The 26308-nt window shown below is 56.3% G+C and carries 21 protein-coding genes, 1 tRNA gene and 1 pseudogene; 11 read left to right on the top strand and 12 right to left on the bottom strand.

Features of this window, described 5'->3' with window-relative positions; all coding sequences use genetic code 11:
* Positions 1-1242, top strand: coding sequence for a saccharopine dehydrogenase NADP-binding domain-containing protein (locus ACJ5NV_RS04915; protein WP_411642503.1), 1242 nt, complete (start codon positions 1-3; stop codon positions 1240-1242).
* A gap of 156 nt (positions 1243-1398) precedes the next feature.
* Positions 1399-1950 carry a pseudouridine synthase gene (locus ACJ5NV_RS04910; protein WP_411642502.1) on the top strand — a complete coding sequence of 184 codons (552 nt, stop codon included), beginning with the start codon at positions 1399-1401 and terminating at the stop codon, positions 1948-1950.
* 46 nt (positions 1951-1996) lie between these two features.
* Here the strand turns inward: ACJ5NV_RS04910 and ACJ5NV_RS04905 are convergent, their stop codons facing one another.
* From ACJ5NV_RS04905 to ACJ5NV_RS04880, 6 genes and pseudogenes are all read right to left on the bottom strand, one after another.
* The gene (locus ACJ5NV_RS04905) at positions 1997-3502 is read right to left on the bottom strand and encodes an MJ1477/TM1410 family putative glycoside hydrolase (RefSeq protein WP_411642571.1); all 1506 of its coding nucleotides are present in this window, start codon (positions 3500-3502) and stop codon (positions 1997-1999) included.
* 376 nt (positions 3503-3878) lie between these two features.
* Positions 3879-6209 carry an MJ1477/TM1410 family putative glycoside hydrolase gene (locus ACJ5NV_RS04900; RefSeq protein WP_411642501.1) on the bottom strand — a complete coding sequence of 777 codons (2331 nt, stop codon included), beginning with the start codon at positions 6207-6209 and terminating at the stop codon, positions 3879-3881.
* Between the two features lie 178 nt (positions 6210-6387).
* Positions 6388-7812 carry a sensor histidine kinase gene (locus ACJ5NV_RS04895; RefSeq protein WP_411642570.1) on the bottom strand — a complete coding sequence of 475 codons (1425 nt, stop codon included), beginning with the start codon at positions 7810-7812 and terminating at the stop codon, positions 6388-6390.
* Complete coding sequence (locus ACJ5NV_RS04890; protein WP_411642500.1) at positions 7809-8471, bottom strand: response regulator transcription factor; 663 nt, start codon at positions 8469-8471, stop codon at positions 7809-7811. The genes ACJ5NV_RS04895 and ACJ5NV_RS04890 overlap by 4 nt, the downstream gene beginning before the upstream one ends.
* 544 nt (positions 8472-9015) lie before the next feature.
* The gene (locus tag ACJ5NV_RS04885; RefSeq protein ID WP_411642574.1) at positions 9016-9177 is read right to left on the bottom strand and encodes a hypothetical protein; all 162 of its coding nucleotides are present in this window, start codon (positions 9175-9177) and stop codon (positions 9016-9018) included.
* 18 nt (positions 9178-9195) lie between these two features.
* Positions 9196-9348: pseudogene (locus ACJ5NV_RS04880) on the bottom strand (hypothetical protein); the annotation flags it as partial.
* A gap of 359 nt (positions 9349-9707) precedes the next feature.
* On the opposite strand from ACJ5NV_RS04880, the gene ACJ5NV_RS04875 reads away from it, so the two are divergent.
* Positions 9708-10873, top strand: a protein-coding gene (locus tag ACJ5NV_RS04875; RefSeq protein ID WP_411642499.1) for an IS3 family transposase whose coding sequence is annotated in 2 segments (ribosomal slippage) — positions 9708-9945 and positions 9945-10873 — 1167 coding nt in all. Because the reading frame shifts where the segments join, the coding sequence is not laid out codon by codon here.
* Between the two features lie 74 nt (positions 10874-10947).
* Positions 10948-11487, top strand: a complete 540-nt coding sequence (locus tag ACJ5NV_RS04870) for a site-specific integrase (protein WP_411642569.1) — start codon at positions 10948-10950, stop codon at positions 11485-11487.
* Between the two features lie 96 nt (positions 11488-11583).
* Here the strand turns inward: ACJ5NV_RS04870 and ACJ5NV_RS04865 are convergent.
* The 4 genes from ACJ5NV_RS04865 to tgt all read right to left on the bottom strand — a co-directional run bounded on the left by ACJ5NV_RS04865 (position 11584) and on the right by tgt (position 16446).
* Positions 11584-11658: transfer RNA gene (locus ACJ5NV_RS04865), tRNA-Val, on the bottom strand.
* 13 nt (positions 11659-11671) lie between these two features.
* Positions 11672-11968 carry an HU family DNA-binding protein gene (locus tag ACJ5NV_RS04860; RefSeq protein WP_411642498.1) on the bottom strand — a complete coding sequence of 99 codons (297 nt, stop codon included), beginning with the start codon at positions 11966-11968 and terminating at the stop codon, positions 11672-11674.
* A 194-nt stretch (positions 11969-12162) separates the two neighbouring features.
* The gene (gene lon / locus ACJ5NV_RS04855) at positions 12163-14568 is read right to left on the bottom strand and encodes an endopeptidase La (RefSeq protein ID WP_411642497.1); all 2406 of its coding nucleotides are present in this window, start codon (positions 14566-14568) and stop codon (positions 12163-12165) included.
* A 747-nt stretch (positions 14569-15315) separates the two neighbouring features.
* Entirely contained in the window at positions 15316-16446 is a 1131-nt protein-coding gene (tgt, locus tag ACJ5NV_RS04850) for a tRNA guanosine(34) transglycosylase Tgt (RefSeq protein WP_411642496.1), read from the bottom strand.
* A gap of 189 nt (positions 16447-16635) precedes the next feature.
* Between tgt and ACJ5NV_RS04845 the strand changes: the two genes are divergently transcribed.
* Positions 16636-17517 carry a hypothetical protein gene (locus tag ACJ5NV_RS04845; RefSeq protein WP_411642495.1) on the top strand — a complete coding sequence of 294 codons (882 nt, stop codon included), beginning with the start codon at positions 16636-16638 and terminating at the stop codon, positions 17515-17517.
* Between the two features lie 83 nt (positions 17518-17600).
* The gene (rimK, locus tag ACJ5NV_RS04840; RefSeq protein WP_411642494.1) at positions 17601-19001 is read left to right on the top strand and encodes a 30S ribosomal protein S6--L-glutamate ligase; all 1401 of its coding nucleotides are present in this window, start codon (positions 17601-17603) and stop codon (positions 18999-19001) included.
* A 36-nt stretch (positions 19002-19037) separates the two neighbouring features.
* Here the strand turns inward: rimK and ACJ5NV_RS04835 are convergent, their stop codons facing one another.
* The gene (locus tag ACJ5NV_RS04835) at positions 19038-20075 is read right to left on the bottom strand and encodes a hypothetical protein (protein WP_411642493.1); all 1038 of its coding nucleotides are present in this window, start codon (positions 20073-20075) and stop codon (positions 19038-19040) included.
* 332 nt (positions 20076-20407) lie between these two features.
* Between ACJ5NV_RS04835 and ACJ5NV_RS04830 the strand changes: the two genes are divergently transcribed.
* The 5 genes from ACJ5NV_RS04830 to ACJ5NV_RS04810 all read left to right on the top strand — a co-directional run bounded on the left by ACJ5NV_RS04830 (position 20408) and on the right by ACJ5NV_RS04810 (position 24322).
* Entirely contained in the window at positions 20408-20770 is a 363-nt protein-coding gene (locus ACJ5NV_RS04830; RefSeq protein WP_411642492.1) for an SUF system Fe-S cluster assembly protein, read from the top strand.
* Positions 20771-21213: 443 nt separating this feature from the next.
* Positions 21214-22425, top strand: coding sequence for a glycerophosphodiester phosphodiesterase family protein (locus tag ACJ5NV_RS04825; protein WP_411642491.1), 1212 nt, complete (start codon positions 21214-21216; stop codon positions 22423-22425).
* 131 nt (positions 22426-22556) lie between these two features.
* Complete coding sequence (locus ACJ5NV_RS04820; protein WP_411642490.1) at positions 22557-23213, top strand: hypothetical protein; 657 nt, start codon at positions 22557-22559, stop codon at positions 23211-23213.
* Complete coding sequence (locus tag ACJ5NV_RS04815; RefSeq protein WP_411642489.1) at positions 23213-23935, top strand: DUF3307 domain-containing protein; 723 nt, start codon at positions 23213-23215, stop codon at positions 23933-23935. Before ACJ5NV_RS04820 ends, ACJ5NV_RS04815 begins: the two co-directional genes overlap by 1 nt.
* 24 nt (positions 23936-23959) lie before the next feature.
* Positions 23960-24322 (top strand): HesB/IscA family protein, encoded by a 363-nt coding sequence (locus ACJ5NV_RS04810; RefSeq protein ID WP_411642488.1) that lies wholly within the window; start codon positions 23960-23962, stop codon positions 24320-24322.
* 205 nt (positions 24323-24527) lie between these two features.
* Here ACJ5NV_RS04810 and ACJ5NV_RS04805 read toward each other — a convergent pair whose 3' ends face one another.
* Positions 24528-26279, bottom strand: coding sequence for a SulP family inorganic anion transporter (locus ACJ5NV_RS04805; RefSeq protein ID WP_411642487.1), 1752 nt, complete (start codon positions 26277-26279; stop codon positions 24528-24530).
* Between the last annotated feature and the right edge of the window lie 29 nt (positions 26280-26308).

The raw sequence follows: 26308 nt of genomic DNA, 5'->3' as shown, positions 1-26308 counted from the left end.
ATGAAACGCAATGTTCTCATCATCGGCGCCGGTGGCGTTGCACAGGTCGTCGCTCATAAGTGCGCCCAAAATAATGATGTTTTGGGTGATTTACATATAGCGAGCAGAACGGTCGCAAAATGCGACGCAATCATCAAAACCGTGCATGACAAAGGCGCGATGAAGCAGGACGGCGCCTTCAAGTCACATACTGTCGACGGGATGGACACGACGGCGGTCGCCGATTTGATCAAAGCCACAGGTACGCAGATTGTCATCAACGTCGGTTCACCTTTTGTGAATATGACAGTCCTAGAGGCCTGCATACAAACGGGCGCGGCCTATATCGACACGGCCATCCACGAGGATCCAACCAAAATCTGCGAAACACCGCCCTGGTATGGAAATTACGAATGGAAACGCAAAAGCGCCTGCGCGGCCGCTGGTGTCACTGCGATCCTGGGCGCGGGCTTTGATCCCGGCATGGTAAACGCGTTCGCGCGCTTTGCGATCGACGCATACATGGATGAGGTCAAATCAATCGATATTGTGGACATCAATGCCGGAAACCATGGCAAATACTTTTCCACGAACTTCGACCCGGAAATCAATTTCCGTGAATTCACAGGCACGGTCTATAGCTGGCAACAGGGCGCATGGCAGCAAAACAAGATGTTCGAGGTCGGCCACGAATGGGATCTACCCGTTGTGGGCAAGCAAAAGGCTTATATGTCGGGCCATGACGAGGTGCACTCGCTTGCAGCAAACTACCCACAGGCCGACATCCGGTTCTGGATGGGGTTTGGCGATCACTACATCAATGTATTCACTGTTCTGCAGAACCTCGGCCTCTTGTCAGAACAGCCTGTGACCACGGCTGAGGGGCTCGAAGTTGTGCCGCTCAAAGTCGTTAAGGCAGTCCTGCCCGATCCGTCCGGGCTTGCACCCGATTACACCGGTAAAACCTGTATCGGCGATCTGGTGAAGGGCATCAAAGACGGCGAAGAGGTCGAAGTTTTCGTCTATAATGTCTCCGACCACAAAGATGCTTATAACGAAGTGGGCAGCCAGGGCATTTCATACACGGCAGGTGTTCCCCCAGTTGCGATGGCCATGCTGATCGCCGATGGAACCTACGACAAAGGTGTCATGCTGAATGTAGAAGAGCTGGACCCGAAGCCGCTATTCTCGCTGCTCGACACTATCGGGCTGCCTACCCGCGTGAAAGATGCGCAAGGCGACCGCGCGTGGAACGCCGCTTAACCAATGCGTCGGACGGTCGGTCACTAAAACCGTTGACGTCGTCCAGCGAACCGTATCCGTCAGACTTGACCGGCGGGTGCGGCTCCAGCAGCGCGACAAGGTGGTTGTCACTGAAATCCATCGGAAACGGGCTTTGATCGCATATGGATAGCTGACATGGCAAATATCATTCTCTTCAACAAACCTTTTGGGGTCTTGTCGCAATTCACCGATGCGCGCAGCCCGTCGCCGCGTCCGACCCTTTCGGCCTACATCGATGTGCCCGGGGTCTACCCCGCCGGGCGGTTGGACCGGGACAGTGAGGGGCTTCTGGTCCTGACCGATGATGGCAAGCTACAAGCGCGGATTGCGGACCCTCAGCATAAGTTGGCGAAAATCTATCTAGTACAGGTCGAAGGCACCCCGACCGAAAGTGATCTGCAACCGCTGCGAGACGGGGTCATGCTCAAAGACGGGCGGACCCGGCCTGCAAAGGTGCGGTTGATTGACCCGCCCACGCTCTGGGACCGGGACCCACCCGTGCGGTTCCGCAAATCCGTGCCTGACAGCTGGGTAGAGATCACACTGCGCGAAGGTCGCAACCGGCAGGTCCGGCGCATGACAGCGCATATTGGCTTCCCTACGCTGCGGCTGGTCCGCTGGCAGATCGGGGACTGGTCTGTAAAGGGTTTGGAAACTGGCGCGTGGTGTCATGCTGCACCCGCCTAAGGGCCATCTGCCGCGCCAAACAAATGGCACGGCAGATCGCTTGGGTTTAAAGGACGTCGTCGAATGTGATCGTCACATTGGAAAGATCATCCAGCGTCAGGCCGGTCAGTTCGACTGCGCCGGCACCGGCAAAATCAATCACCAAGGTGCCATTGTCTTCATAGGCGTCATAGTTATTGCCGCCAGTGAAGTTCAGGACGTCATCTGCAAGATTGAAATCTTCGATCACGTCATAGCCGGAGTTGGCTTCAAAGACGAAGGTGTCGTCTCCTTTACCGCCCGACAATTCGTCGTCGCCACGTCCGCCGCTCAGGATATCGTGGCCTGAACCGCCTTCAAGGTAGTCGTCGCCGTTCCCGCCGAGCAACGTATCGCGGCCACGTCCGCCGAGCAGGTTGTCCGCACCGGAACCGCCTTCCATGTAGTCGTTGCCCCTGCCACCGTCCAGCGTGTCATCTCCAGCGTTGCCAAACAGCTCGTCCGCACCATTGCCGCCATACATCTCATCGTTACCATTACCGCCAGCCATGACATCGGCTTTACCTTTACCGTTCATGACATCGTCACCGGCACCGCCCCAAAGCTCATCCTTGCCATTCGTGCCAGTGATGGTGTTCGTTTCGCCGGGAAGGTCAATGGGGTCCGGGTCGTTGATTGGGGGTATATCCCACGGTGCGATAAATTCGACGCCTTCCATGCGGTCTTCGATCGTATTGTTGATCGGATCGCCATTACCGCTATCCAGTTCACGATCACCAACGTAGGGGATAAGACCCTCCTCGATTGCGTTATCGATGAACGTGTCCTTTTTGCTGTTTTGCGTCGGGTACGATGTGGCCAATACGAATTTTCCGGCATCCTGAGCAAGCTTGATCAGCTTAAGATCGCCATCGGACCAACTTGCGACTTTATTGTCATCATACCACAGGTCTTCGATCCCCAGGCCATCGATCGCATCAATATATGCCTTGTTAGCACCACTGCCAGGATTCTCGTCTACCTTAGACAAAAGACCAACAGCGTTTTGCGGAATGATTTGAAAATCTGGGTTCTGCGCTTTGGCGTATTCGGAAATTTTTATGACAAAATCGATCATTTCCTGACGCAGCTCTTTGTTCGAACCGGGATACGCATTTTTGACCTGAGCGACGTTGTAACCATCAACAATGTCCAGATAGACGCCGTTATAACCTTTGGCCACGACGTCATCGATCATGTCAAACACGACGTCTTGCCAGTCTTCGTCCCAGAACTTCACCAAGTAATTGCCCGGCCACTTGGGATTTTCCTCCAGCAGGAAATCGGGTTCGTTTTTACTCCAATTACCTTCTTTCCAATAATCACGGTAGTCCTCGGCTTCGCCGATGCTACGATAGGCATAAAGCATTTTCCCCTGATCTTCCTGCAGGGTATTCACTTCGTTTGCGGACATATCGCTGTCGTCAGGGTCAACGACTGCAACTTTGAAATCACCGGCCTTCAGGCTGTTGAAGCTGGCGTTTTGCAGTTGGTACAGAAATGGGAATGTCATTACTAGGTCCTCATATACTATCTTCGTTTCGGACCGATGCAGAGCGCAGTGAGGGATCTTTTAGCCACACCCGACATCGGTCCGTCTTCCAGCGCAAGCCACCTGCGCCTTACCTAAGGTGATAAGGGGGCGTACCTTACGCGAAAATGATGTGGTCCGTTAACTTCACCGGGTTTCGCCTGAACTTGCCGGCGGCAAGCGGATTTACGCCGAAGCCCGCCCCAATATGTCCGTAAGTTGCACGACCAAGGCAAGACAAGCCCACGCATGGGACTGGTCGGTTCGACCAACGCGCGCGCCAGTTCTTCTGTGATTTTTTGGGGGGGGATGTGGCCTGCATGACGCCGCAGGTCAGGCGATCCGCCGCGCCACCAAGGGCGCGGCGGATCATGTCGATTTAAGCGAGATCACCGAAGGTGATGTTCACATTCGCCAGATCGTCCAGTGACAAGCCGGAAAGCTCCACTTCGGAATTCTGACCAAAGTCGATCACCAATGTGCCATCGCTTTCATAGGCATAGTAGTCACTATTACCGATGAAATTCAGCGTGTCCTCGGCGACGTTGAAGTCTTCGATCACATCATAGCCAGAGCTTGCAGCAAAGACGAAGGTATCGTTGCCGGCACCACCAACTGACTCGTCATGGCCACGTCCGCCGATCAGGATATCATCCCCGTCGCCGCCTTCCATGTAGTCATGGCCGCGTCCGCCGTCGAGGATATCGTCTCCGGCCTCGCCGAACAGCTCGTCGCCACCATTGCCACCGTTAAGCTGATCATCACCAACATCACCTGCCATGATATCAGCGCCATCATAGCCGTTGATGATGTCGTTCTGTTCACCGCCCCACAACTCATCATCGCCGTCTGTGCCGTCGATGAGGTTTGTCTCGGCTGGTGTTTCAGGCTCCGGCTCGGGCTCTGGTTCCGGGGTTTCTGAAACAGGAACCGGAAGCACGTCCAGATTTTGATCCGGCGACACCGAAACAGCGAACCCGCGCTCTGCTGCCTCTTCTGCGAATGCAGCAATGGCTTCCGGGTCGGTCGCATATTCCAGCGCCAGCACATCGATTCCGTTGGCGGCAAAGATCTGCTGGAACACGTCCAGCGTGCCCGCATCGTAGTTGCCGTTCAGCAGACCAAAGAAGCTTTCGGCCATGACCGCGTCGATGGCATCGAAATAACCCTGTGCCTCTGCACTATCCAGCGCATAGCCCGCATCACCCACGATAAAGGGCGCGCCGTTCGGGATGACCACGAAGTCAGGATTGATCTCGCGCGCCACATCCGCGATCAGTTCGACGAATTTCATCATCTCCTGCGCGTAGAATTGCGATTGGGCGGTGCCCAGCTCTTCTTTGACGGCGGCGACTTCGTAATAGGACAGCATGTTGTCGAGGAAGATGCCGTCATAGCCGCGCGCGGCAAGGTCGATGACCTGATCAATGACGATTTCCTGCCATTCAGGGTCCCAGAATTCGACAAGGGTCGCAGGCCAGCTTTCGGCTTGATCACCCAACCAGGACGGGGCGTTGCCGGTCGGGTTGCCGGTGTCGGTGCCGTTATCGGTCCAGCTGCTGTCCCAATAGGAGCGAGCATCGTCGGTCTGACCGACCGAGACATAGCCGACCATCGTCTTGCCCATAGCAGAGAGTTCGGCCACTTCGGCATCGGTCAGTTCAGCCGTGGCAGCATCGCCCGGCTTGCCTTCAACGATCAGCAGATCATAGGCAGAGCCTGCGATTTCGTCTGCGTTGAGGTTGCTGTATTGCACCGCGAATTCAGAAACCTCCAGATCGGTACGTTCAGTCGGTGTTTCAGGTTCAGTCGGTGTTTCGGGATCTGTTGGGGTATCCGCATCCAGCCAAGGCGCGTTGAAATCGCCGTCTTCCATCCGCGCTTCGATGGTGTTGTTGATCGCATCCGCATTGCCGCTGTCCAACGCGCGCTCACCCAGATAGGGGATCAGCCCGGCGTCGATTGCATTTTGGATAAAGGTTTCTTGGTCAGCATCCTGAGTCGGATAAGAGGTCGCAAGAACGAATTTGCCGGCCTCTTGGGCAAGGCCAATCAGTTCCAGATCATATGGGGTCCAGTCGGCAACAGTATCATCATCAAACCAAAGGTCTTCAACACCCAGACCATCAATCGCGTCGATATAGGCGGAATTCGGGCCAGTGCTGGCCTCTCCTTCTTCATTGCTCAGCAGTCCAACAGCGTTTTGCGGTATGATCGCAAAATCGGGGTTCTGCTCTTTCGCGTATTCGGAAATGGCAATGATGAAATCGCTCATCTCTTGGCGCAGTTCTTCATCGGTGCCGGGATACGCATTTTTGACCTGATCGACAGCGTAACCGTCGACGATATCCAGATAGACCCCGTTATAGCCATCGGCCACGACACCGTCGATCATGTCGAACACGACCTGCTGCCACTCGGGGTCCCAGAATTTCACAAGGAAGTTGCCTTCCCAGTCTTCGTTTTCATTCAACAGGAAATCAGGCGGGTTATCGCTCCACCCGCCCTCTTGCCAATAGTCGCGATAGTCTTCGGCCTCACCGATGCTGCGATAGGCATAAATCAGTTTTCCCTGATCATCCTGCAGCGTTGCGACATTTTCAGCTGTCATTCCGCTATCATCAGGATCAACCACTGCAACGCGAAAATCGCCAGCCTGAAGGCTTTCGAAAGTCGCGTTTTGCAGCTGGTAAAGAAGGGGCATAGTCATAGAGGTTTCCTTAGTTCCATTTCGATTACAGATCGGCGCACCACGCGCAGAAACTAATGTGTGCAAAATGGGAGGTTTAGCCCCACGCGCGACACACCGATCCATAATCTGGCGCAGCCTATCTGCGCCTTAACGGACGGGTACCGACCTTAATATTACGCCAACATTACGTGATGGATTATTTTGACAGCGTAAGCTGCAGATTGCCGGAAGTAAGCAGGTTTGCGCTCAAATCCATTCCCAAGATGTCGGCAAAATTCTGCGACAGGGTCAGGCCCAACCCGGAATGCGCGCGATCACTTTGCGTGCCGCGCTTGCGCCAAAAGGGCTGAAACAACTGAGCCAGATCAGCCTGCCCCAAATCTGGGGCGGGATTGGTGACATCCAGCCGGAACCCATCACTGCCACCACTATATGTCAGCGTGATTTCAGCCCCTTGCGGCGCGTAGTCAACAGCGTTCCCGATCAAGTTCGTCAGGACAGAGGTCAGCAGTGCGACATCCGAATCAATCAGATGTTCGTCCGGACCACGATAATGCAGTGTCAGCCCACGCTCTGTAATCGCTTGGTGCCGCGCATCGATCAGGCGTTGAAGCAGCGCAGGTATATCCACCGGTGCCATGCGCAAATCATTCATAATGGTCTCACGGCGGGTCAGACCAAGCAGCGCATCGACAAGTGATGTCAACCGAACTGAAAGCTCATTTGAGGTGCGCACCACGCTTTGCAATCGATCCGGATCATCAGGAAAGGCCAGCGCCACATCTGTCAGCGTCCGCAATTCCGCAATTGGTGTGCGCAGCTCATGCGCGGCATCAGCAGTAAAACGTCGTTCACGTCGGGCGGCCATGAACAGCCGCGTCAGCAGATCGTTGAGCCGATCCGCAATCGGCACAATCTCGGCCGGGCCGGTGACCTCGAAAGGCGCCAGATCGGTGGGTTCATCAATTTCCGCCGCCTTCTGGGCCAACCGATCCAGCGGGCGCAGTGCACGTCCGGTCATCGCCCAAGTCGCCAGCCCTGCCGCCAACGCCGCCGCCGTGCTGATCGCAAAAGCTGCAAGCGCAAGATTGAAAAGCACCCTTTCCAGCATGCTGCGGTCATGGGCCACGGTAATCTCGACCATCGTATCGCGCACACCGGGATCGGGCTCAATCGTCGGATCGTCCATATCCCAGCCCCATTGCGCTGGCAGGATTTGGGTGGCAACCGTAGCGGCCCCACCATCGCTGCCCATATCTTCGCCCCAGATGATCCGATCAGGGCTGGCCCCGGGAAGCACCTTCAAACCCCGGCCGTCAGCATAAAGGCTTTCTGATTTCGCGATCACGTCACCATTTTCCATGTCGCGAATAACGAAAGCACTTGGCCCACCGGCGTCAAACTCCCGCAACAGCGACGCGTTTAGCTCCATATAAATATCGCCGTTGGTCCAGACCTTCACCGAATTGGCCACCACCCGCAAATCCATCTCGATCGCTTTGTGAAAATTGGCCAGCTGCCAATGACGCAAATAAGCGAAACCACCCGTGCAAAGAGCAGCCACCACAATGAACACCACAATACTATTGGTCCGCGCGAGGGTCCGCCGGATTGAGGTCACGGTTTGCAAAGTCGATACCCCTCGCCCCGTCGTGTTTCGATCCGCGATGGCACGCCCGGTTGGTCCAGCTTTTTGCGCAGAATGGACATCGCCGCATCCACCACATTGCTATTCGGCTCTACATGCTCGTCATAAATTCGGGCTTCAATATCAGCGCGCGACACGACCGCTCCGGCATTCAGCACCAGCACCTCCAGCAACGCATATTCACGGCGGGCAAGGGTCAGCATTACACCGCCCAAGCGCGCCTGACGGGCGGAGGTGTCGACTTCAAGATCGCCCACTTTCACCACATTGACGCTTGCCCCGTAAGAGCGACGCAACAACGCCTCGATCCGCGCCATGAGTTCGGCAAAGTCAAACGGTTTCACAAGGTAATCATCAGCGCCCGCTTGCAGGCCGGCCACCCTATCATCAACCCCGTCACGCGCCGTCAGTATCAGCACCGGCGCTGTATCACCGGCAGCGCGCAGACGCTGCAAGACGTCCATTCCGTCCAGCTTTGGCAAACCCAGATCAAGGATCAAAACATCATGGTTACGCGCTTCAGCCCGCCACAGGCCATCCTCGCCGTCGGCCGCAGTCTCGACGACATAGCCCGCCTTACGCAGGCCCATCGCCATGTTTTCCCGAAGGATATCAGAATCTTCAATTATCATCACTCGCATGGACGCCACTAAAGGTCGCATTCGTCCGCGCTTGACAAGTAAAATCTATGATTATGCACTGGGATCAGCATGTTGCCGCCGGACTGTTGCGCCAAGCGCCCGCCTTCACAACGACAGATTGCAGGTGCGGATTACATACCCGCTTTATAGGCTTTGGGCGTACACCTGCAATCGGCTTCTCTTCATCGTCTGCTTCCTCTGCTGGAGAACAGGTTAACCCTAACCCCCAACATTTCAGGGGAGCAGATCACCAACCAAAACTTTTAAGAAAAGAGGCCGCACGATTACGATGCCATATTTTAGGCATCGACGTGAAAATCATTGCCGCATTGGAGCTTCGGGTGAAACTGCATTAAATAGCGTCCTGTCAGCATTTTTGCTGACATAGCCAGGTGCCGTGTTTATTTGGCAGACCCAGCCTCAGATGTAAGTGTGATGCGTTTCACTGTCACGAGAGGAGCAGCCTTGGGGTTCATGCATGCGATGATCTGCCGGAAGAGGACATCCAAAGCACCACACCGGTGCGATGGCGCTCTTATGACGGGATGTGCGCTGTCCATTGGAAGGCCGTAGGTGATGTGGGGGCCAAGGGGGCACCCAGCTTCTTGGTGGTGTCACTTGCGCTAAAACCTTCGTCGATATACCACGACCAAGCCATGGCGCGTGGAAACAGGAGCTCGCGTGCAAAGAGGTCCATTTGGACCTCCTCGCGTGCGCGATTGCTGTAATCGACTACTCGATCAGCGCCGAAGGATGAGGGGTCTGCAGACCGCGCCGGATTGACCTCCATGGTTGGCGGTATATCTACTTCATTACCAAATTCGTGGTGCCCGATTTCGTGCGCGACCAGGAATGCGTCGCGAAACATATTACCCGTGTCTCATGCAGGATCGTGGCAGATGCCCGTTGCAGAAGAGCTTTGCCGCTTTTGAGCTGCGGGTGACCCGCTGGAAGTCTTCTCACCTCAAGATCGCGAACTCCGGCTTCAACCAAAACAAATTCATAAGGCTTTGTGGGATCGCCGCCATTGTTCACAAGGTGATTATGAATATCCGTCGCGCGTGCGTGTATCGCTTCAATCCGATCCATCGTCAGCTAGCAGCGACTGCAATACGCGCTGCTCCTCCTCGGAAAGACCGGCACGATCAACGTAATCTTGGAAGTTGGTCTTGTCGCGTTTTAGTTCCGGTCTCTTTCGAGCAATGTTTACTATGAAGGAGATCAAAGATGGCAACAAGATATACAGACGAGTTTCGCTGTGATGCGGTGCGCATCGCGACGACCAGTGGACTGAGCCGGCCACAAGTTGTGTCCGATTTGGGGGTTGGACTTTCTACGCTGAACAAGTGGGTTCAGAAGCATCAGCATGACAATATGATGTTGGGTCCGCACGAGGACGTTGAGCAAGAGAAGGGACGCCTGCGCAAAGAAGTCCGATTGCTGCGCGAGGAGAGGGAAGTGTTTAAAAAGGCAGCAATCTTCTTTGCGGGCCAAAGCTGATGAGATTTGCCTTCATCGATGCCTGGAAAGAAGATTGGTCTGTGGTGTTTCTCTGCCGCATCATGCAGGTCACTTCGCGCGGATTTCGTGCATGGCGAAGCCGCCCAATGAGCCGCAGACAACGCGACGACATGGTGATCTTGGCAAATATCCGCGAACAACACCGCCTGAGCCTGCAAAGTTATGGCAGGCCTCGTATGACTGAAGAGTTGCAAGAACTCGGGTTGAGCATCGGTCACGGTCGTGTGGGCCGTCTGATGCGCGAGAACGGCATCAAAGTCATCAGAACGCAGAAATACAAAGCCACGATCGATAGCAACCATACGTTCAACATTGCGCCCAACCTGCTAGATCAAGATTTCACGGCAACTGGCCCGAACCAAAAATGGGCTGGCGCCATATCCGTCGCCATCGTCGCTCGAACCGATGGCGCATCCTTGGCGACCTGGACCAGCGAAGGGTGGTTGTATCTGGCCGTTATCATTGATCTGTATTCGCGGCGCGTCATCGGCTGGGCTGTCAGCAATCGTATGAAACGGAACTTAGCGATCCGAGCGTTGGACATGGCCGTGGCGCTGCGGCAACCGTCTAAGGGCTGCGTTCATCATACGGATCGCGGGTCGCAATATTGTTCCAACGAGTATCAACGAAGCCTTTCCAAGCATGGCTTCAAGGTCTCGATGAGCGGCAAGGGCAATTGTTGCGACAATTCCATGGTGAAAACGTTCTTCAAATCCATCAAAGCAGAGCTGATCTGGCGCAACCGGTGGGAAACACGCCGTCAGGCCGAAGGCGCGATATTCCAGTACATTAACGGATTCTATAATCCACGGCGGCGGCATTCATCGCCGGGTGGCAAAAGTCCCTTGGCCTTTGAACGAAAGGCTGCCTAAATGAGTGGAGAGGCCGGAACGCAAGCGTGACAAGACCACCAGTGATCTGGCGGCCCGAAAAACCACAGTCGGATATGCGCATTCTAACGAAGAGCGAAATGCAGCGTCTCATCGATGGGTGCAGTTCTCCGCATATCCGTCTCGCCGTGATCCCCCTCCTCGGGACAGTGGCACGCGTTGGTGCCATCTCGGATCTCACTTGGGATCGGGTCGACTTTCAGCGCAGCATCATCAATCTCCGGCTGGACGACAGTGCGACACGTAAAGGGCGCGCGATCCTTCCTATGAACGGTATCACCAAGGCGGCCCTTATGGCTGCTCAAGACGCTGCGCTGACCGACTTTGTCATCGAGTTTAACGGCGAACCCGTGAGAAATATCCGGAAGGGTTTTATTGCCGCTGTCAAACGCGCCAAAATTGGACACGTCCGTATCCATGACTGCCGACACACGGCCGCAGTGACGATGCTGGCTGGCGGCATCTCGATGGAAAAAGTTCCCCAAGTTCTAGGCCACAGCAACACGGCAACGACTCAACGAGTGTACGAGTGTACGAGTGTACGAGTGTACGAGTGTACGAGCGTACGAGCGTTTCCAGCCTCAACATATGTCTGATGCCGTCGATTTCTTGGATTTTATGAGGTAAAGTGAGGCTCTCAGGTTCAATGAACTGAGGAACACTTCGCAAATGACCGCTAGTTATTGATTTTATGGTGGGTGATAAGAGATTTGAACTCCTGACATCTTCGATGTGAACGAAGCGCTCTACCACTGAGCTAATCACCCATTGGGGGGTGATCTAGCCGTCATCGTCCGGTTCTGCAAGGCCCGTTTTGACCTGCCGCGACGCATCATTTGGCGTGCGCAGCTTCAGTGTCAGCACCTGCGCGCCGTTGTTGATTTCTTTGGATTTGACCACGCGCAGCTTGCCCAGCGGCGGCACTACCAACTCTTCCCCCTTGATCAAGGCGTCAGCTAATTCTGCCATTGCGGCCTCTAGCGCGGGCTTAACATCGCGTTTCTTCAGCCCGGAACGGATCGTGACGCGCTCAAGAAATTCGGCCTTCCTGATCATATCTGGCGTTTCTTCATTCATCCTGATGTTCCTCTCTCACAACCCGTTACCTACAATACCCAGTAATGCCGCCATTCTGCACTGCGTGCAAACCAAACCGCGCGGGGCAATGTCGCGAACCGCCTTCCTGCGGGATTGTGCATTTGCAGCACCCCATAAATGAAAAAGACGCACCCCACAGGATGCGTCTTTCATTCTTGCTGCGGGGACCGCGATCAATGCGCGCGCGCACCTTCACCGTCTTTGCTTACCTTGAGTGCGGCCGCTGCGGCCTCTTCTGCCGCCTCGTCCCATTCGATAGCCTCTGGCTTACGCACCAGCGCATGTTCCAGCACTTCGGACACGTGTTTAACGGGGATGATCGTCAGCCCCTCCTTCACGTTATCCGGGATCTCGGGCAGATCCTTGGCGTTATCCTGCGGGATCAGCACCGTTGTGATCCCGCCACGCAGCGCTGCCAGCAGCTTTTCCTTCAAGCCACCGATTGGCATCGCATTCCCGCGCAGTGACACTTCGCCGGTCATAGCGATATCCTTGCGGACCGGGATCTGCGTCAGCACCGACACGATAGAGGTCACCATTGCCAAACCAGCAGATGGACCATCCTTGGGCGTCGCGCCGTCCGGCACGTGGACGTGAATATCCAGCGTGTCGAATTTTGGCGGCTTCACCCCGATTTCCGGCGCAATCGACCGAACGTAAGATGATGCCGCATCAATCGACTCTTTCATCACATCGCCCAGTTTCCCGGTGGTCTTCATGCGGCCCTTGCCCGGCAAACGCAGCGCTTCGATGTTCAGCAGTTCACCCCCAACCGAGGTCCAGGCCAAGCCGGTCACAACCCCAACCTGATCCTCTTCCTCTGCCAGACCAAAGCGATGCTTTTCGACGCCCAGGAACTCTGCCAGATTTTCGGAATTGACCTCGATCACCTCGGCTTCTTTCTTGACGATCTTGGTCACAGCCTTGCGGGCAACCTTGGCCAGCTCACGCTCCAGATTACGGACGCCAGCTTCACGGGTATAAACCCGCACCATCGCGGTCAGTGCCTCGTCGGAAACCGAAAATTCTTTTGGTTTCAGACCGTGGTTTTTCATCACCTTGGGAAGCAAGTGCTGCCTTGCGATCTCACGCTTTTCATCCTCGGTATAGCCCGCCAACGAAATGATCTCCATCCGGTCCAGCAAAGGCCCCGGCATGTTGTAAGAGTTCGCCGTGGTCAGGAACATCACATTCGACAGGTCGTATTCGACCTCCAGATAGTGATCCACAAAGGTGGAATTCTGCTCCGGATCCAGCACTTCCAGCATCGCCGACGCCGGGTCGCCCCGGAAGTCCTGCCCCATCTTGTCGATCTCATCGAGCAGGATCAGCGGGTTCGTCGTCTTTGCCTTTTTCAGCGCCTGAATGATCTTACCGGGCATCGACCCGATATAGGTCCGGCGGTGACCGCGAATTTCGCTTTCATCGCGCACGCCGCCCAGCGAAATGCGGATAAACTCGCGCCCCGTCGCCTTGGCCACGGATTTCCCAAGCGAGGTTTTCCCAACACCGGGAGGGCCAACAAGGCACATGATCGGGCCCTTCAGCTTACGCGACCGCTGCTGCACAGCCAGATATTCAACGATGCGTTCTTTAACCTTTTCAAGGCCATAGTGATCGTTATCCAGAATATCCTGCGCACGGTTCAAATCCTTCTTAGTGCGCGACTTTACATCCCACGGCACACCCAGAATCCAATCCAGATAATTGCGCACCACGGTCGCCTCGGCAGACATGGGCGACATGTTCTTGAGCTTTTTCAGCTCTGCGTCGACCTTTTCGCGGGCTTCCTTGGACAGCTTCGTTTCAGCGATCTTGGCTTCCAGTTCAGCGACCTCATTCTGGCCATCCTCACCATCTCCCAACTCTTTCTGAATGGCCTTCATCTGCTCATTCAGATAGTATTCACGCTGGGTCCGCTCCATCTGAGATTTGACGCGTGTCTTGATCTTTTTCTCGACCTGCAACACGGACATTTCGCCCTGCATCAGGCCAAAGACCTTTTCCAGACGTTCTGACACAGACAGGGTTTCTAGCAGACCTTGTTTCTGGTCCACTTCGATCCCCAAATGACCCGCAACTAGATCGGCCAGCTTGGCAGGCTCTGTTGCTTCGCCAACGGCGGCCATCGCCTCTTCGGGGATGTTCTTTTTGACCTTTGCGTAACGCTCAAACTCGGCCGAAACGTTGCGCACCAATGCCTCTACCTCGGCAGAGTCACCGGGCGTTTCTTCCAGATATTCGGCGGAGGCTTCGAAAAACTGGTCATTTTCAACAAAATCAGTAATCCGCACGCGGCTGCGGCCTTCGACCAGCACCTTCACGGTACCATCGGGCAGTTTCAGCAGCTGCAATACATTGGCCAGCACACCGGCGTTGTAGATGCCATCCTCATCAGGGTCGTCCTGACCGGGGTCAATCTGGCTGGACAACAGGATCTGCTTATCGTCCTGCATCACCTCTTCCAGCGCGCGGACAGATTTTTCCCGACCGACGAAAAGCGGCACGATCATATGAGGAAAAACCACAATGTCGCGCAGCGGCAGGACGGGATAAGATGAACTCAATGGTTCTTGCATGCTCGTTTCCTTTTTTGGCAAGACGCTTTGGTCCCGATTTACGGCAACTTGGCGCGTCCCCTCTTGGCATCAACATATGGGGCTGACTGATGTGCATTCAACCAGCCATGCGTCGGTCTTTCGTGCAAAGTGCCTGTCATCACGCTGTACCGCAAGCAATCAACCATAAAAACTTTAACACTTGTTGGCGAAAAAGCGTTTTAGTTGTGAATTGACGCGGTTGGCCAAGGCAGCACACACCATGCACGGCTTTTGACAGGCCCTGCCTTTATGCGCAGCAATGGTGTCACCTCCGTCAGGTGAGCATCAACAACGCAATTCCGGTGGCGGCAGACCAGGACAGGGCAATCATCAGAAGTGGCATGGCAATCTCTACTGTGCAAACACACCATAGTTAACACGCCGACCGCGCAGCTCTTATGGAGGAATTCCGGAGTTTTAGCGCAAAAGACACATGCTGCGCCGCTCGGCCGCGCCCGTTCAACCAGTCCACAATGCGTGCCGGCACCCGTTGATCAATGTCGGTAAACTACACCGCTGGTGAGCGTCTTTCGGGTCGCGTTGCACGAATTCCCGAAACCAATTCGCATTCACTTTCGGCCCGACAGTCTGAAGCCAGTGTCGCGGGTTTTGCTTGAGCCGTTGAAAAAGCCGCTGCTCCTGTTGCGACGGGCCGTCCGTGATCCGGACAATGATGCGCGCCAGAAAGCGTAACGCCATCGCTGTCAAACTGCAGCGTGATCGCCGTCACAGCGGCGCAATATCGCCCTGTGCGCGGCCTGCGTGAAACGCGGCCTCCCAATCGGCAAAGGTACCTGCGGCAATCGCATCGCGCATGCCCTGCATAATATCCTGAAAGTAATGCAGATTATGCCAGGTCAGCAGCATGCCACTGATCATTTCCTGCGCCCGGAACACGTGGTGCAGATAGGCGCGGGAATAGTTACGACACGCCGGGCATGTGCAGTCCTCATCCAGCGGGCGCGGATCATCCGCGTGGCGGGCGTTCTTGATGTTCACCACCCCATGCCGGGTAAAAACCTGACCCGTCCGGCCCGAGCGTGAGGGCAGCACGCAATCCATCATGTCGATCCCGCGCTTGACGGCCCCCACGATGTCATCGGGCTTGCCCACGCCCATCAGGTAACGGGGCTTATCCTTGGGCAGCTGATCGGGCGCAAAATCGAGCACATCGAACATTGCCTCCTGCCCTTCGCCCACGGCCAGTCCGCCAACGGCATAACCGTCAAATTCAATCGCGCGCAGCGCTTCGGCACTTTGCCCGCGCAAATCCTCTTCCAGACCACCCTGTTGAATACCAAACAGCGCATGACCGGGGCGATCACCAAAAGCATCACGCGACCGCTGCGCCCAGCGCATCGACAGCGCCATACTCTCTTCGATCCGTTTGCGATCAGCGGGCAGCGCCGGGCATTCATCGAAACACATCACAATATCGGACCCCAGAAGCTTCTGGATTTCCATCGACCGCTCTGGTGTCAGATGATGACGCGACCCGTCGATATGGGATTTGAAGGTCACGCCCTCTTCGGTCAGTTTGCGCAGATCGGACAGGGACATCACCTGAAACCCGCCGCTATCGGTCAGGATCGGCTTGTCCCAATTCATGAACTTGTGCAGACCGCCCAGCCTGTCAATCCGCTCTGCCGTTGGGCGCAGCATCAGGTGATAGGTATTGCCAAGCAGGATATCAGCACCGGTCGCCGCCACACTTTCCGGCATCATCGCCTTGACCGTAGCTGCCGTGCCTACAGGCATAAAGGCAGGCGTGCGGATCTCGCCGCGCGGGGTGTGGATGGTGCCCGTCCGGGCCTTGCCATCAGTGGCATGTAAAGAGAATGAAAAACGCTGTGTCATGCCCTGCTATTGGCCGAAGCGCCACCCCTTGCCAAGTCGAAATTTAATGGTTTCACTGCCGGGCAGATGGATGCCAGCAACAATGCATGCGCCGCAACAACATATCTTTTTGGCCAGGTGAGATCAAATAAGTCTTGCTTTTCGATTCACTAGATTTTTCTGACGTTATAAATATAGAAAGTAGAATTCATGCAACATTTCCTTATTATCACGACATCGCTCGCCGCTCTCTCCACCCTACCCGCCGCAGCACAGGACACCTCATTTCAGATTTCCGGCGCGCTCGGGGCGTGGCACAATCAATATGGCGGCAACGGCTTTGATGCCCGCCGCGGCATCGAAGGAACGTATGATCGTGGCGCGGCCGAACTCTCGTTCAGCATTGCGGCAGCCATGGATAACGGCCTGACCACTGTCGCAACAGCGCATTTCGGCTATATCAGTCCCGCCGAGGACGGCTCTGTCGAGGAGGATGACGCGACGAAATCGACCGCCGATCTGACATTGCGCGTGATGACAGAGCGCGGCAACCTGACATTCGGGAGCTTCGCCGGCGGCGGCACACAGGACGACTATGGCGATTCCGACATAAGGATGACCTACGGCTATGTTGGTGGCGAAGTCGTAAAGAACATCGCTGCGGGCACCGTCTACGCACAGATCGGCTATCTGAACAGCGAAGACGAATTTAAAGAAGGGCCCGCCGATGCGCCTTTCCTCAACATCGGCGGCAGTTACAATATCGCTGAACATTATGCACTGACCGGCGCGTTCAGCTATGCTCGGGGCGACACGCTCGATCTATCGGACAACAACGAACTGCTTAGCCTCACGGTCGGCGTGGAACGGTCATTTGGCGATTACGTGGTACGCTTGGATTACGAAGCGACCCAGATCAGCTTTGAAAGCGTGAGCGGCGCAACCTTCGGCGATACATTCGGCACGCTGTCTGTCGGGGCAAGCTACCGCTTCGGCGGAACGGCACAGCATGGCTCTCTGCTGCCTAAGCTGGCACGCTGGGTCGCCTACAGCGCCAACGAGATCGAACAACCCCTAGACGCTCCTCTATGATTAAACGGCAGGGCGCAGGTAACAGTTGCCGATGATGCAACGGCATGCTCTACGCAGGGCAGACGCATCACCCGGATAGCCCCATGACCAATCGCCCCCCGCAAGCCGAAGACGAATTCAAATTTGGGTGGGAAGAATGGGTCTCCCTGCCCGCGTTGGGATTGCCCGCGCTCAAAGCCAAGATCGACACTGGCGCGCGCACCTCTGCGCTACACGCCTATGACATCGAACCTTTCGGCCCAGCGGACAAACCACTTGTGCGGTTTTCCGTGCACCCCATCGCTGGCCGCGACGATGTAGAGGTATCATGTTCCGCCCCCCTGCTCGACCAACGCGAAGTGACCAGTTCCAACGGCGAAAGTGAAAACCGCTATGTCATCGCAACAGAGATCAGCGTTGCCGGGCGCATCTGGCCGATAGAGGTCACGCTGACCGACCGCAGCAGCATGACGTCGCGTATGCTGATCGGGCGGCAGGCGCTTGGGCCGGAAATCAGCATTCAAGCCAGCGAAAGGTTCTTTCAGCCCGAACTGAACTATGACGTCTACCTTAAGGGACGCAGAGCGGTCGCACCCAAACGGCACCTGCGGATCGCCGTGCTCTCACGCGAAGACAATTATTCCACCCGGCGGCTTGTGGAAGAAGGGACCTCACGCGGTCACGTGGTTGAGGTGATCGACACCACGCGCTGCTACATGACGATCAACCAAAACGCGCCCGAGGTTCATTATGACGGCAAACGCCTGCCGCGCTATGATGCGGTGATCCCACGGATCGGTGCTTCGATCACTTCTTATGGGACGGCAGTTGTGCGGCAGTTCGAAACCATCGGCACCTACTGCGTGAACTCCGGTGAAGGCATCGGCATCTCGCGCGACAAACTGGCCGCGCATCAGGTACTCGCCCGTAACCGGATTGGCATGCCCGCCACCGCCTTTGCCGCCTCACCCAAAGACACCAGCAATCTGATCGGACTGGTGGGAAAGGCCCCGCTGATCATTAAACTTTTGGAAAGCACGCAAGGCAAAGGCGTCGTGCTGGCCGAAACTCAGAAAGCCGCCGATAGCGTCATTTCGGCCTTTCGAAACCTGCGGGCCAATTTTCTGGTGCAGCATTTCGTGAAAGAGGCGAATGGCGAAGACATCCGCTGTCTGGTCATCGGTGGCAAGGTCGTGGGGGCGATCAAGCGCAAGGCAGCCGAAGGCGAATTCCGCTCCAACCTGCATCAGGGTGGCAGCGCGGCCAAGGTCAAGATCAGCAAGGAAGAACGCGAAACGGCCGTGCGCGCCGCCAACGCACTGCGGCTGAACTTCGCGGGCGTTGATCTGTTGCGCGGTGAAGACGGCCCCAAAGTGCTTGAGGTCAACTCCTCCCCAGGGTTGGAAGGCATCGAAAAAGCCACCGCCGCCAATATCGCCGGCAAGCTTTTCGACGAAATCGAAAAGCGCGTGCAACTGCGGGCACCAAAGCGGGCCAAACGCTAAGGATGGCTGCGGGGGCCCACCCTTAGCGACAACAGACTATTGTGTTGCGGCCAGCATTGCCTTTGCAGTGTATTTATTCGCCATACGTGTCAGCTCTGTTTCTGCCAGCTTGATCTGCCGGGCACCGACACCTGTCCCGAACCAACGGGAATCATTCATGAAATCGACCCCGCTCTTATAGCTTTCACCAGCATTATCCGGCATCTTGTTCACAATGTGATAAAGACGATTAACCTCTTCAGCGACCGCATTTCCGGGGTCGTCATAATCAACAGAAGTCTCGGTTATCGTATAGTCCAAACCGCCGCCGCGCGTCATGCCAGAGCCCTGCTGCGGGTAGCTGCTGTTGCTCGGGCCGACGTCAATAGACGTACTAACACTGGTGCGCGTCATGCCAGAGCTCATCGCATGCATATTAGGGCGCGTGGTCGTCGTAACCAGCTTGTCCATATCCATGATGTGGTTCAACAGGAACGTGTATTCCATCACATTCTCAAGCTCGGCCTTACGGGACGCAATATTGGGCACACTTCCCAAAAACCCGTGGCTTAACAGATCATCCGCCAGACTGTTTTTCTGCTCTTCGGTCAGATCCGATCTATCAATGTGCTTGGTCCATTCGATAATGATCTTAAACGCAGCATTGGCATTATGGATGATGCGCCACTTGATGTCCGCAACCGAGGCAAGGTCACCACCGCCATTTACGACACCCGCTTTCAACTCAGTCTTACCTTGGATTTTAAGGAAAGATTGTGTTTCGTCCCGAAAACCTGTCACCAAGTTCCTTGCAAGGCTGGTGTTAGCAAGTGTAGCACCGCCGTTCACGCCCGGTAGCTTATCGGTGATTTTCTTCACGAAACGCCCGGTCGCAGTGGTCGCAACCGTTGTTGCCAGCAATGGTGCCGCCGCCGAAAGCACGACCCCGGCCGTGACGAACCCAATCAGAAAAACAACCTCAAGCTGCAACTGGTCCGTTTTGTCCTGTCGGCCCAATGTCCTTATAAAGCGATCATGCGCATTCGTGATTGCAGTGTTGTAGGTCGCAATCGGGCCGGTAATCCACAGATTCATCTGGGTGTTTGCGTGAATATTCACAGCCTGTAATTTTGCATTCTTGAATTGATGAAAATCCGACATTACGCGCCCTACATTTTATAAATTTATCGGTACGTTACGTCAGCGGGGTTGACCTGACAACCGCCCGAAACCGCGCGGCATTAAATATGTCGCACACATCGCATGATCGGCGAAAAACCACCGATAGCGGGTGCCACCCCGCATGAGATCGCCCTGCCGGTGGGGCCGTATGCGAAGCAAAATCGCGCCCTCCCAAGCAGCACCAACCCTTTACGGCCCCCCGCACAATCCCTATATGTTTTCTCAGGAATAACGGGATCAAGATCATGACCGAAACGCAGACACAGCTTGAAGGTGCGCCACTGATTGCACCCTCCACGACCGATCACCCGCTGTACGATGATGTCGTGCAAGCCTGCCGGTCCGTCTATGACCCCGAAATCCCGGTGAACATCTATGATCTCGGCCTGATCTACACGATCGACATCAAAGAAGATAACGTCGTGAATATCACCATGACGCTCACAGCGCCCGGCTGCCCCGTGGCAGGTGAAATGCCCGGCTGGGTCGCCGATGCGGTGGAACCGCTTCCCGGCGTCAAACAGGTCGATGTCGAAATGACGTTCGAGCCGCAATGGGGCATGGAAATGATGTCCGACGAAGCGCGGTTGGAATTGGGCTTCATGTAAGCCCGGCACAATGCCTGACGATCACACACCCACCACGCACGGCCTTGCAGGCAGGTCGAAACGGCCTGCAAACAAGACGCCCACACCGTTCAAAATCTACTGAAGCAGTATACTCTTATGCGCCAGCGGGCCGAAATTTCTAGCGGCCATCGGTATAAGACAGCTGCCCTGCTGACCTTTTTTCCGATAATGATGAAGGCAGGCGCGGCCCGCCGTCAGAACGATTAATGAGTTTTTTCAATAACATGGCTCGCCAGCCACAACGATGCGCGCTATGACGCGATTGTGCGCCACGCATTGGTTGCGATTTCGCGACTGATACACGCACAGCGTAACCGTTTGTTATCACGGCAGAGTTGCCTGTCACAAACCGTCATGAACCTGTCAGCAGACCGTTACACGTTGCAGCCATTGCAACACCATCAACATGAATGGAGATTCCGATGAAACCTGTTTCCCTTTCCCTGTCCCTGATGCTTGCCGGGACAACGGCCTTGGCTGACGCGCATTCCAGCGCAGGGCTGACCTATGGCCCGCGTCCGGCCTATTTGATCAGCCAGATGGAAGACAACGAACTGAAGTCCAAGCTGCAATCCTGCGCAGCACAGGCCCCTGCCCGCTCGGCCTTTTCGATCGGTCACCGCGGCGCCCCGCTGATGTTCCCTGAGCATACGGTCGAATCAAATGTCGCCGCCGCACAGATGGGTGCCGGGATTCTTGAATGCGACGTGACCTTCACCGCTGATCACGAACTGGTCTGCCGTCACGCCCAGAACGATCTGCACACCACCACCAACATTGTGGCAAGCGATTTGGCCGATAACTGCACCACACCCTTCAGCCCTGCATCCGGTGACACCAGTGCCAGCGCAGAATGTCGGACATCGGACATCACGCTGGCTGAATTCCAAACGCTGACGCCGAAAATGGACGCCGCCAATGGCGCTGCAACCACGGCCGAAGAGTATCTGGGCGGCACCGCCAACTGGCGCACGGACCTCTATTCCGGCAACGCCACGCTGATGACCCATGCGGAATCCATCGCGCTGTTCGACAGCCTTGGCGCAGATTTTACACCTGAACTGAAATCGCCCTCGGTCACGATGCCACACGAAGGGTTCTCGCAAGAAGATTACGCGCAGAAACTGGTCGACGAATACAAAGAGGCCGGGATTGACGCATCACGCGTCTGGCCGCAGTCGTTCAACCTTGCAGACGTGATGTACTGGGTTGAAAACGAACCGGAATATGGGCAGCAGGCCGTGTATCTAGTTGAATGGACCGATGGTTTCGACGAACAAACCGCTGATACATGGGTCGAGGATTTCGCCCAGCTCAAGGCGGATGGCGTCAACTACCTCGCGCCCTCGCTGAACATGCTGGTAACCGTGGATGACGCTGGCGACATCACGGCCTCCGCCTACGCTTTGGCCGCGAAAGAAGCGGGGCTAGAGCTGATCACATGGACATTGGAACGGTCCGGGCCCCTCGCCTCTGGCGGTGGCTGGTACTACCAGTCCGTGACCGACGCCATTGGCAATGACGGCGATTATTTCGTGGTTCTGGACGCGCTTGCGCAGGATGTTGGCGTAATCGGTGTCTTCTCTGACTGGCCCGCAACGACGACCTACTACGCAAACTGCATGGGTCTCTGATCCAATAATTGCTCCGGGCCGCACGCTTGCGGTCCGGGGCACCACTACCAAAAGCAAGCATATTTATTTGCCCCTTTTCAAAGCAAGAAAATTTACTTGCTCACAACCAAAGCAATGATTATTAATTGCTTATGTTCAAACCTAAACATATCGCCGTCCTGACCGGGGACCTGATCAAATCGCGCAAAGCCAGCACAGCGGCTGTTGACGACACGCTTGACCTTTTGCATGACGCCGCCACCGATTTTGGGAAAGCCCATGCTCAGGATCTGCGCTTCACCCGGTTCCGGGGCGATGGCTGGCAGGTCATCCTGCGCACGCCCGGCCTGCTGCTCGACGCCGCACTTTTCTTCATCGCAAACCTCAAAGCAGGCGAAACCGGCATCGCCACGCGCATCTCCATCGGCACCGGCACGGCAGAGGCGCTGGGCACACGTGATCTTTCAGACGCCACCGGCCCCGCCTTTTTTGTGTCGGGGGATCACCTTGATCATATGGGACGGGGGCGCATGATTGCCCTGGCAGGACCCAGCATCGGCCCGGCAGAGCGCGCGATCATCGACCTTGCTGAATGCATCGCGGCAGGCTGGACGGCCACCCAAGCCGAAGCCATGGCGCTTTATCTGATCAGCGACACCCAGCGGCACGAAGATATCGCCGCCACGCTGGGCGTCACGCGACAGGCGGTTCAAAGCCGATTATCCGGCGCAGGTCTCCCCTATTTCGACAACGCGCGTTACGCTATACAGCATCACGATTTCACACCCCCTAACCAGCGGCCCGCCTGATGCTCACCACCGCCCTCGCCCTGATCCTCGCCCATCTGCTGGCCGACTACCCGCTGCAAAATAGCTGGATCATCGCCAACAAAAAAAGGCCAGAGGCAATGGCCGCCCATATCGGCGTGGTCTTCCTGCTGACGCTGCTCGCACTCCGGGCGGAAATCCTGCCTGCGCTCGCCATCACTGGGGCACATCTGGTCATTGACGTGATCAAAACCCATGCCGCACCCAACCGGCTTTGGGCCTATCTGGGCGACCAACTGGCGCATTTCGCCACCATCGGGGCTGTGCTGTGGGTCTGGCCAGAACTGGGGCTGCTCTGGCCCGAAGCGACGCTATGGGTGCAGTATCTTCTCGCGATCAGCGCCGGGCTGATCCTCTGCGTCTTTGCAGGGGGCCCCGCTGTCGGGCTGCTGATGGCTGACTTTTCAGAAATCCAGCATGTGGGGCTGCCCGCCGCCGGGCGGATGATTGGGGTGCTGGAACGGGCGCTGATCTATCTGATGGTCATGGCCGGGCAACCAGCCGGGATCGGCTTTCTGATCGCGGCGAAATCCATCCTGCGCTTCGATACAGTGTCCAAGGACCAGCGGGCCAGCGAATATGTCATCATCGGCACGCTCGCCTCTTTCGGTTGGGCGCTTTTGATCAGCTACGGCACGCTTTCACTGATCACATTCACCGGCATCACCCCGCCCCACCTTGAGAGCGCATCACAACTACCCTAAGTGTTAGCGAAAGGAGAGCACATCATGTTCGGTATTCCAGGCAAACAGGCGGTCACCATCACAGACAAGGCCGCCACGCAAATCGCCAAGCTGATGACCCGCGAAGGGCACCAGGGGCTGCGCATCGGCGTCAAGAAAGGCGGCTGTGCAGGCATGGAATACACGATGGACTACGTGACAGAGGTCGACCCGATGGACGAAGTCGTCGAACAGGACGGCGCACGTGTAATGATCGCCCCCATGGCGCAGATGTTTCTCTTCGGGACAGAGATTGATTATGAAATCTCGCTACTCGAATCCGGGTTCAAATTCCGTAACCCCAACGTGGTTGACGCCTGTGGCTGCGGTGAATCCATCAAGTTTGATGAAGGCCTTCAGGCCAAATAGCGCATATCACCTGCGCGACCGACCTTCCCGACCAGCTATCGGAATGTAGCAACCCGAATGTTATTCGTGCTGCCCACCTGACCAAAGGGAACACCAGAGAGCACGACCACCTTATTCCCGACCTCCGGGGACAACAGGCGCTGGGATGCGTCCTTCGCGGTCGCGACCATGCGGTCGCCTCGATAAACCACCACCCCAACGCACATTAAAGCGGGGTGCCAACACCCGCGCCATCGCATCCATCCGATACGTCCCCGCCCAACCGGCACCATGCATCATACTGAGACAGGAAAATCTGCCCGTTCAGATGCTGCGCCAAAGATGTGGCCTGCAGCCGGTCCATGACAGGTCCCTTCACCTCGGACAGATGCAACCCAATCCCCTGCTCGGCCAGTCTTGCATTGATCGCTTCAAGGCTTTCCAGCGCGGAATAATCAATCTCATTCACCGCCGCACAGATCAATACCACGTCGCGCAACCGGGGATCAGCCGCCAGCCGGTCAAGGATCAGATCCTCCAAAAACCGGGCATTCACAAAATACAGGCTCTCATCCACCCGCAGGCTCAACAGGCCGGGGCGGGTTTCGACCTTGTGGCGATGGATATTGCGGAAATGCTGGGTACCGGGCACCAGACCAACTTCTGCCACATGCGGACGGGCTGTTTTATACAGATGCAGCAGCACCGACAGGATTACGCCAGAGGACACACCGGCCTCTACCCCTACCCCCAGCGTCAGCAATATAGTCGCGCTCACGGCGATGAAATCCGCCTTTGCATAGCGCCATGTGCGCGACAGGATCGAAAAATCCACAAGGCTCAGCACGGCCACGATGATTGTCGCGGCCAGCGTAGCCTTGGGCAGGAAATAGACCAGCGGCGTCAGCGCGACGGCAGCCAGCGCAAGGCCAACGGCGGTGAACGCCCCAGCCGCAGGCGTTTCTGCCCCCGCATCAAAATTCACAACCGACCTGGCAAACCCCCCGGTGACCGGATAACCGCCGGTAAACGCCGCCCCCAAATTGGCAGCACCCAGCCCAATCAACTCCTGATCAGGATCAATCCGCTGGCGGCGCTTGGCGGCAAGGGTCTGCGCGACCGAAATTGATTCAACAAATCCAATGACCGAAATCAGCAGCGCAGGCACAAACAGCGCCCGCAACAGATCAGGCGAGACAGAGGGCAGCGTCAGCGGCGGCAGACCCTTGGGCACATCACCCACAATCGCCACCCCCTGCGCGGCCAGATCCAGTTGCCACACAAGTAACGTGGTCACAGCAACCGCCGCCACAGGCCCCGCCTTCGTCAGCACCTCAGCCAGCCCCTTGGGCAGGCCCAGCCGCAACAAAAGCGGGCGCAGCCCTTTGCGCACCCAGAACAGAAACCCCGTCGCCCCCGCACCAATGATCAGTGTGGTGATATCCGTTTCAGGCAAATGCGCAGCCAGTGACGAAAGGATTTCAACCAGCGTATGGCCATGCGCTTCGATGCCCAAAATATGGCGCAACTGGCTCGCCGCGATCAGCACGCCAGAGGCTGTGATAAAGCCCGCAATCACCGGATGGCTCAGGAAATTGGCAACAAAACCCAACCGCAACAGCCCCATCGCCACCAGCATCGCGCCTGACAGCAACGCCAGCGACAAAGCCGCCACCGCATAACCCACACTCCCCTGCTCGGCCACCTGCCCGATGGCGGCGGCTGTCATCAGCGACACCACAGCGACCGGCCCCACGGCCAGCGCCCGCGATGTGCCGAAAATTGCATACAGCACGATTGGCAGGATTGAAGCATAAATCCCCGCCTCCGGCGGCAAGCCTGCCAGCAACGCATAGGCCAGCGATTGCGGGATCAGCATGATCGTCACGATCACGGCAGCAACCAGATCATTCGACAAGGCGGCGCGGTTATAGCTGCGGCCCCAGTCAAGGATCGGCAGGTAGTGGCGCAATTGCATGATATTTCCTTATAATCCGGCGCGTCGCA

It is taken from the genome of Loktanella agnita, from assembly GCF_046640325.1.
Lineage (GTDB): Bacteria > Pseudomonadota > Alphaproteobacteria > Rhodobacterales > Rhodobacteraceae > Yoonia > Yoonia agnita.
Note: the sequence above shows the minus strand (reverse complement) of the source record. Positions and strands in the feature narration are given on the sequence as shown.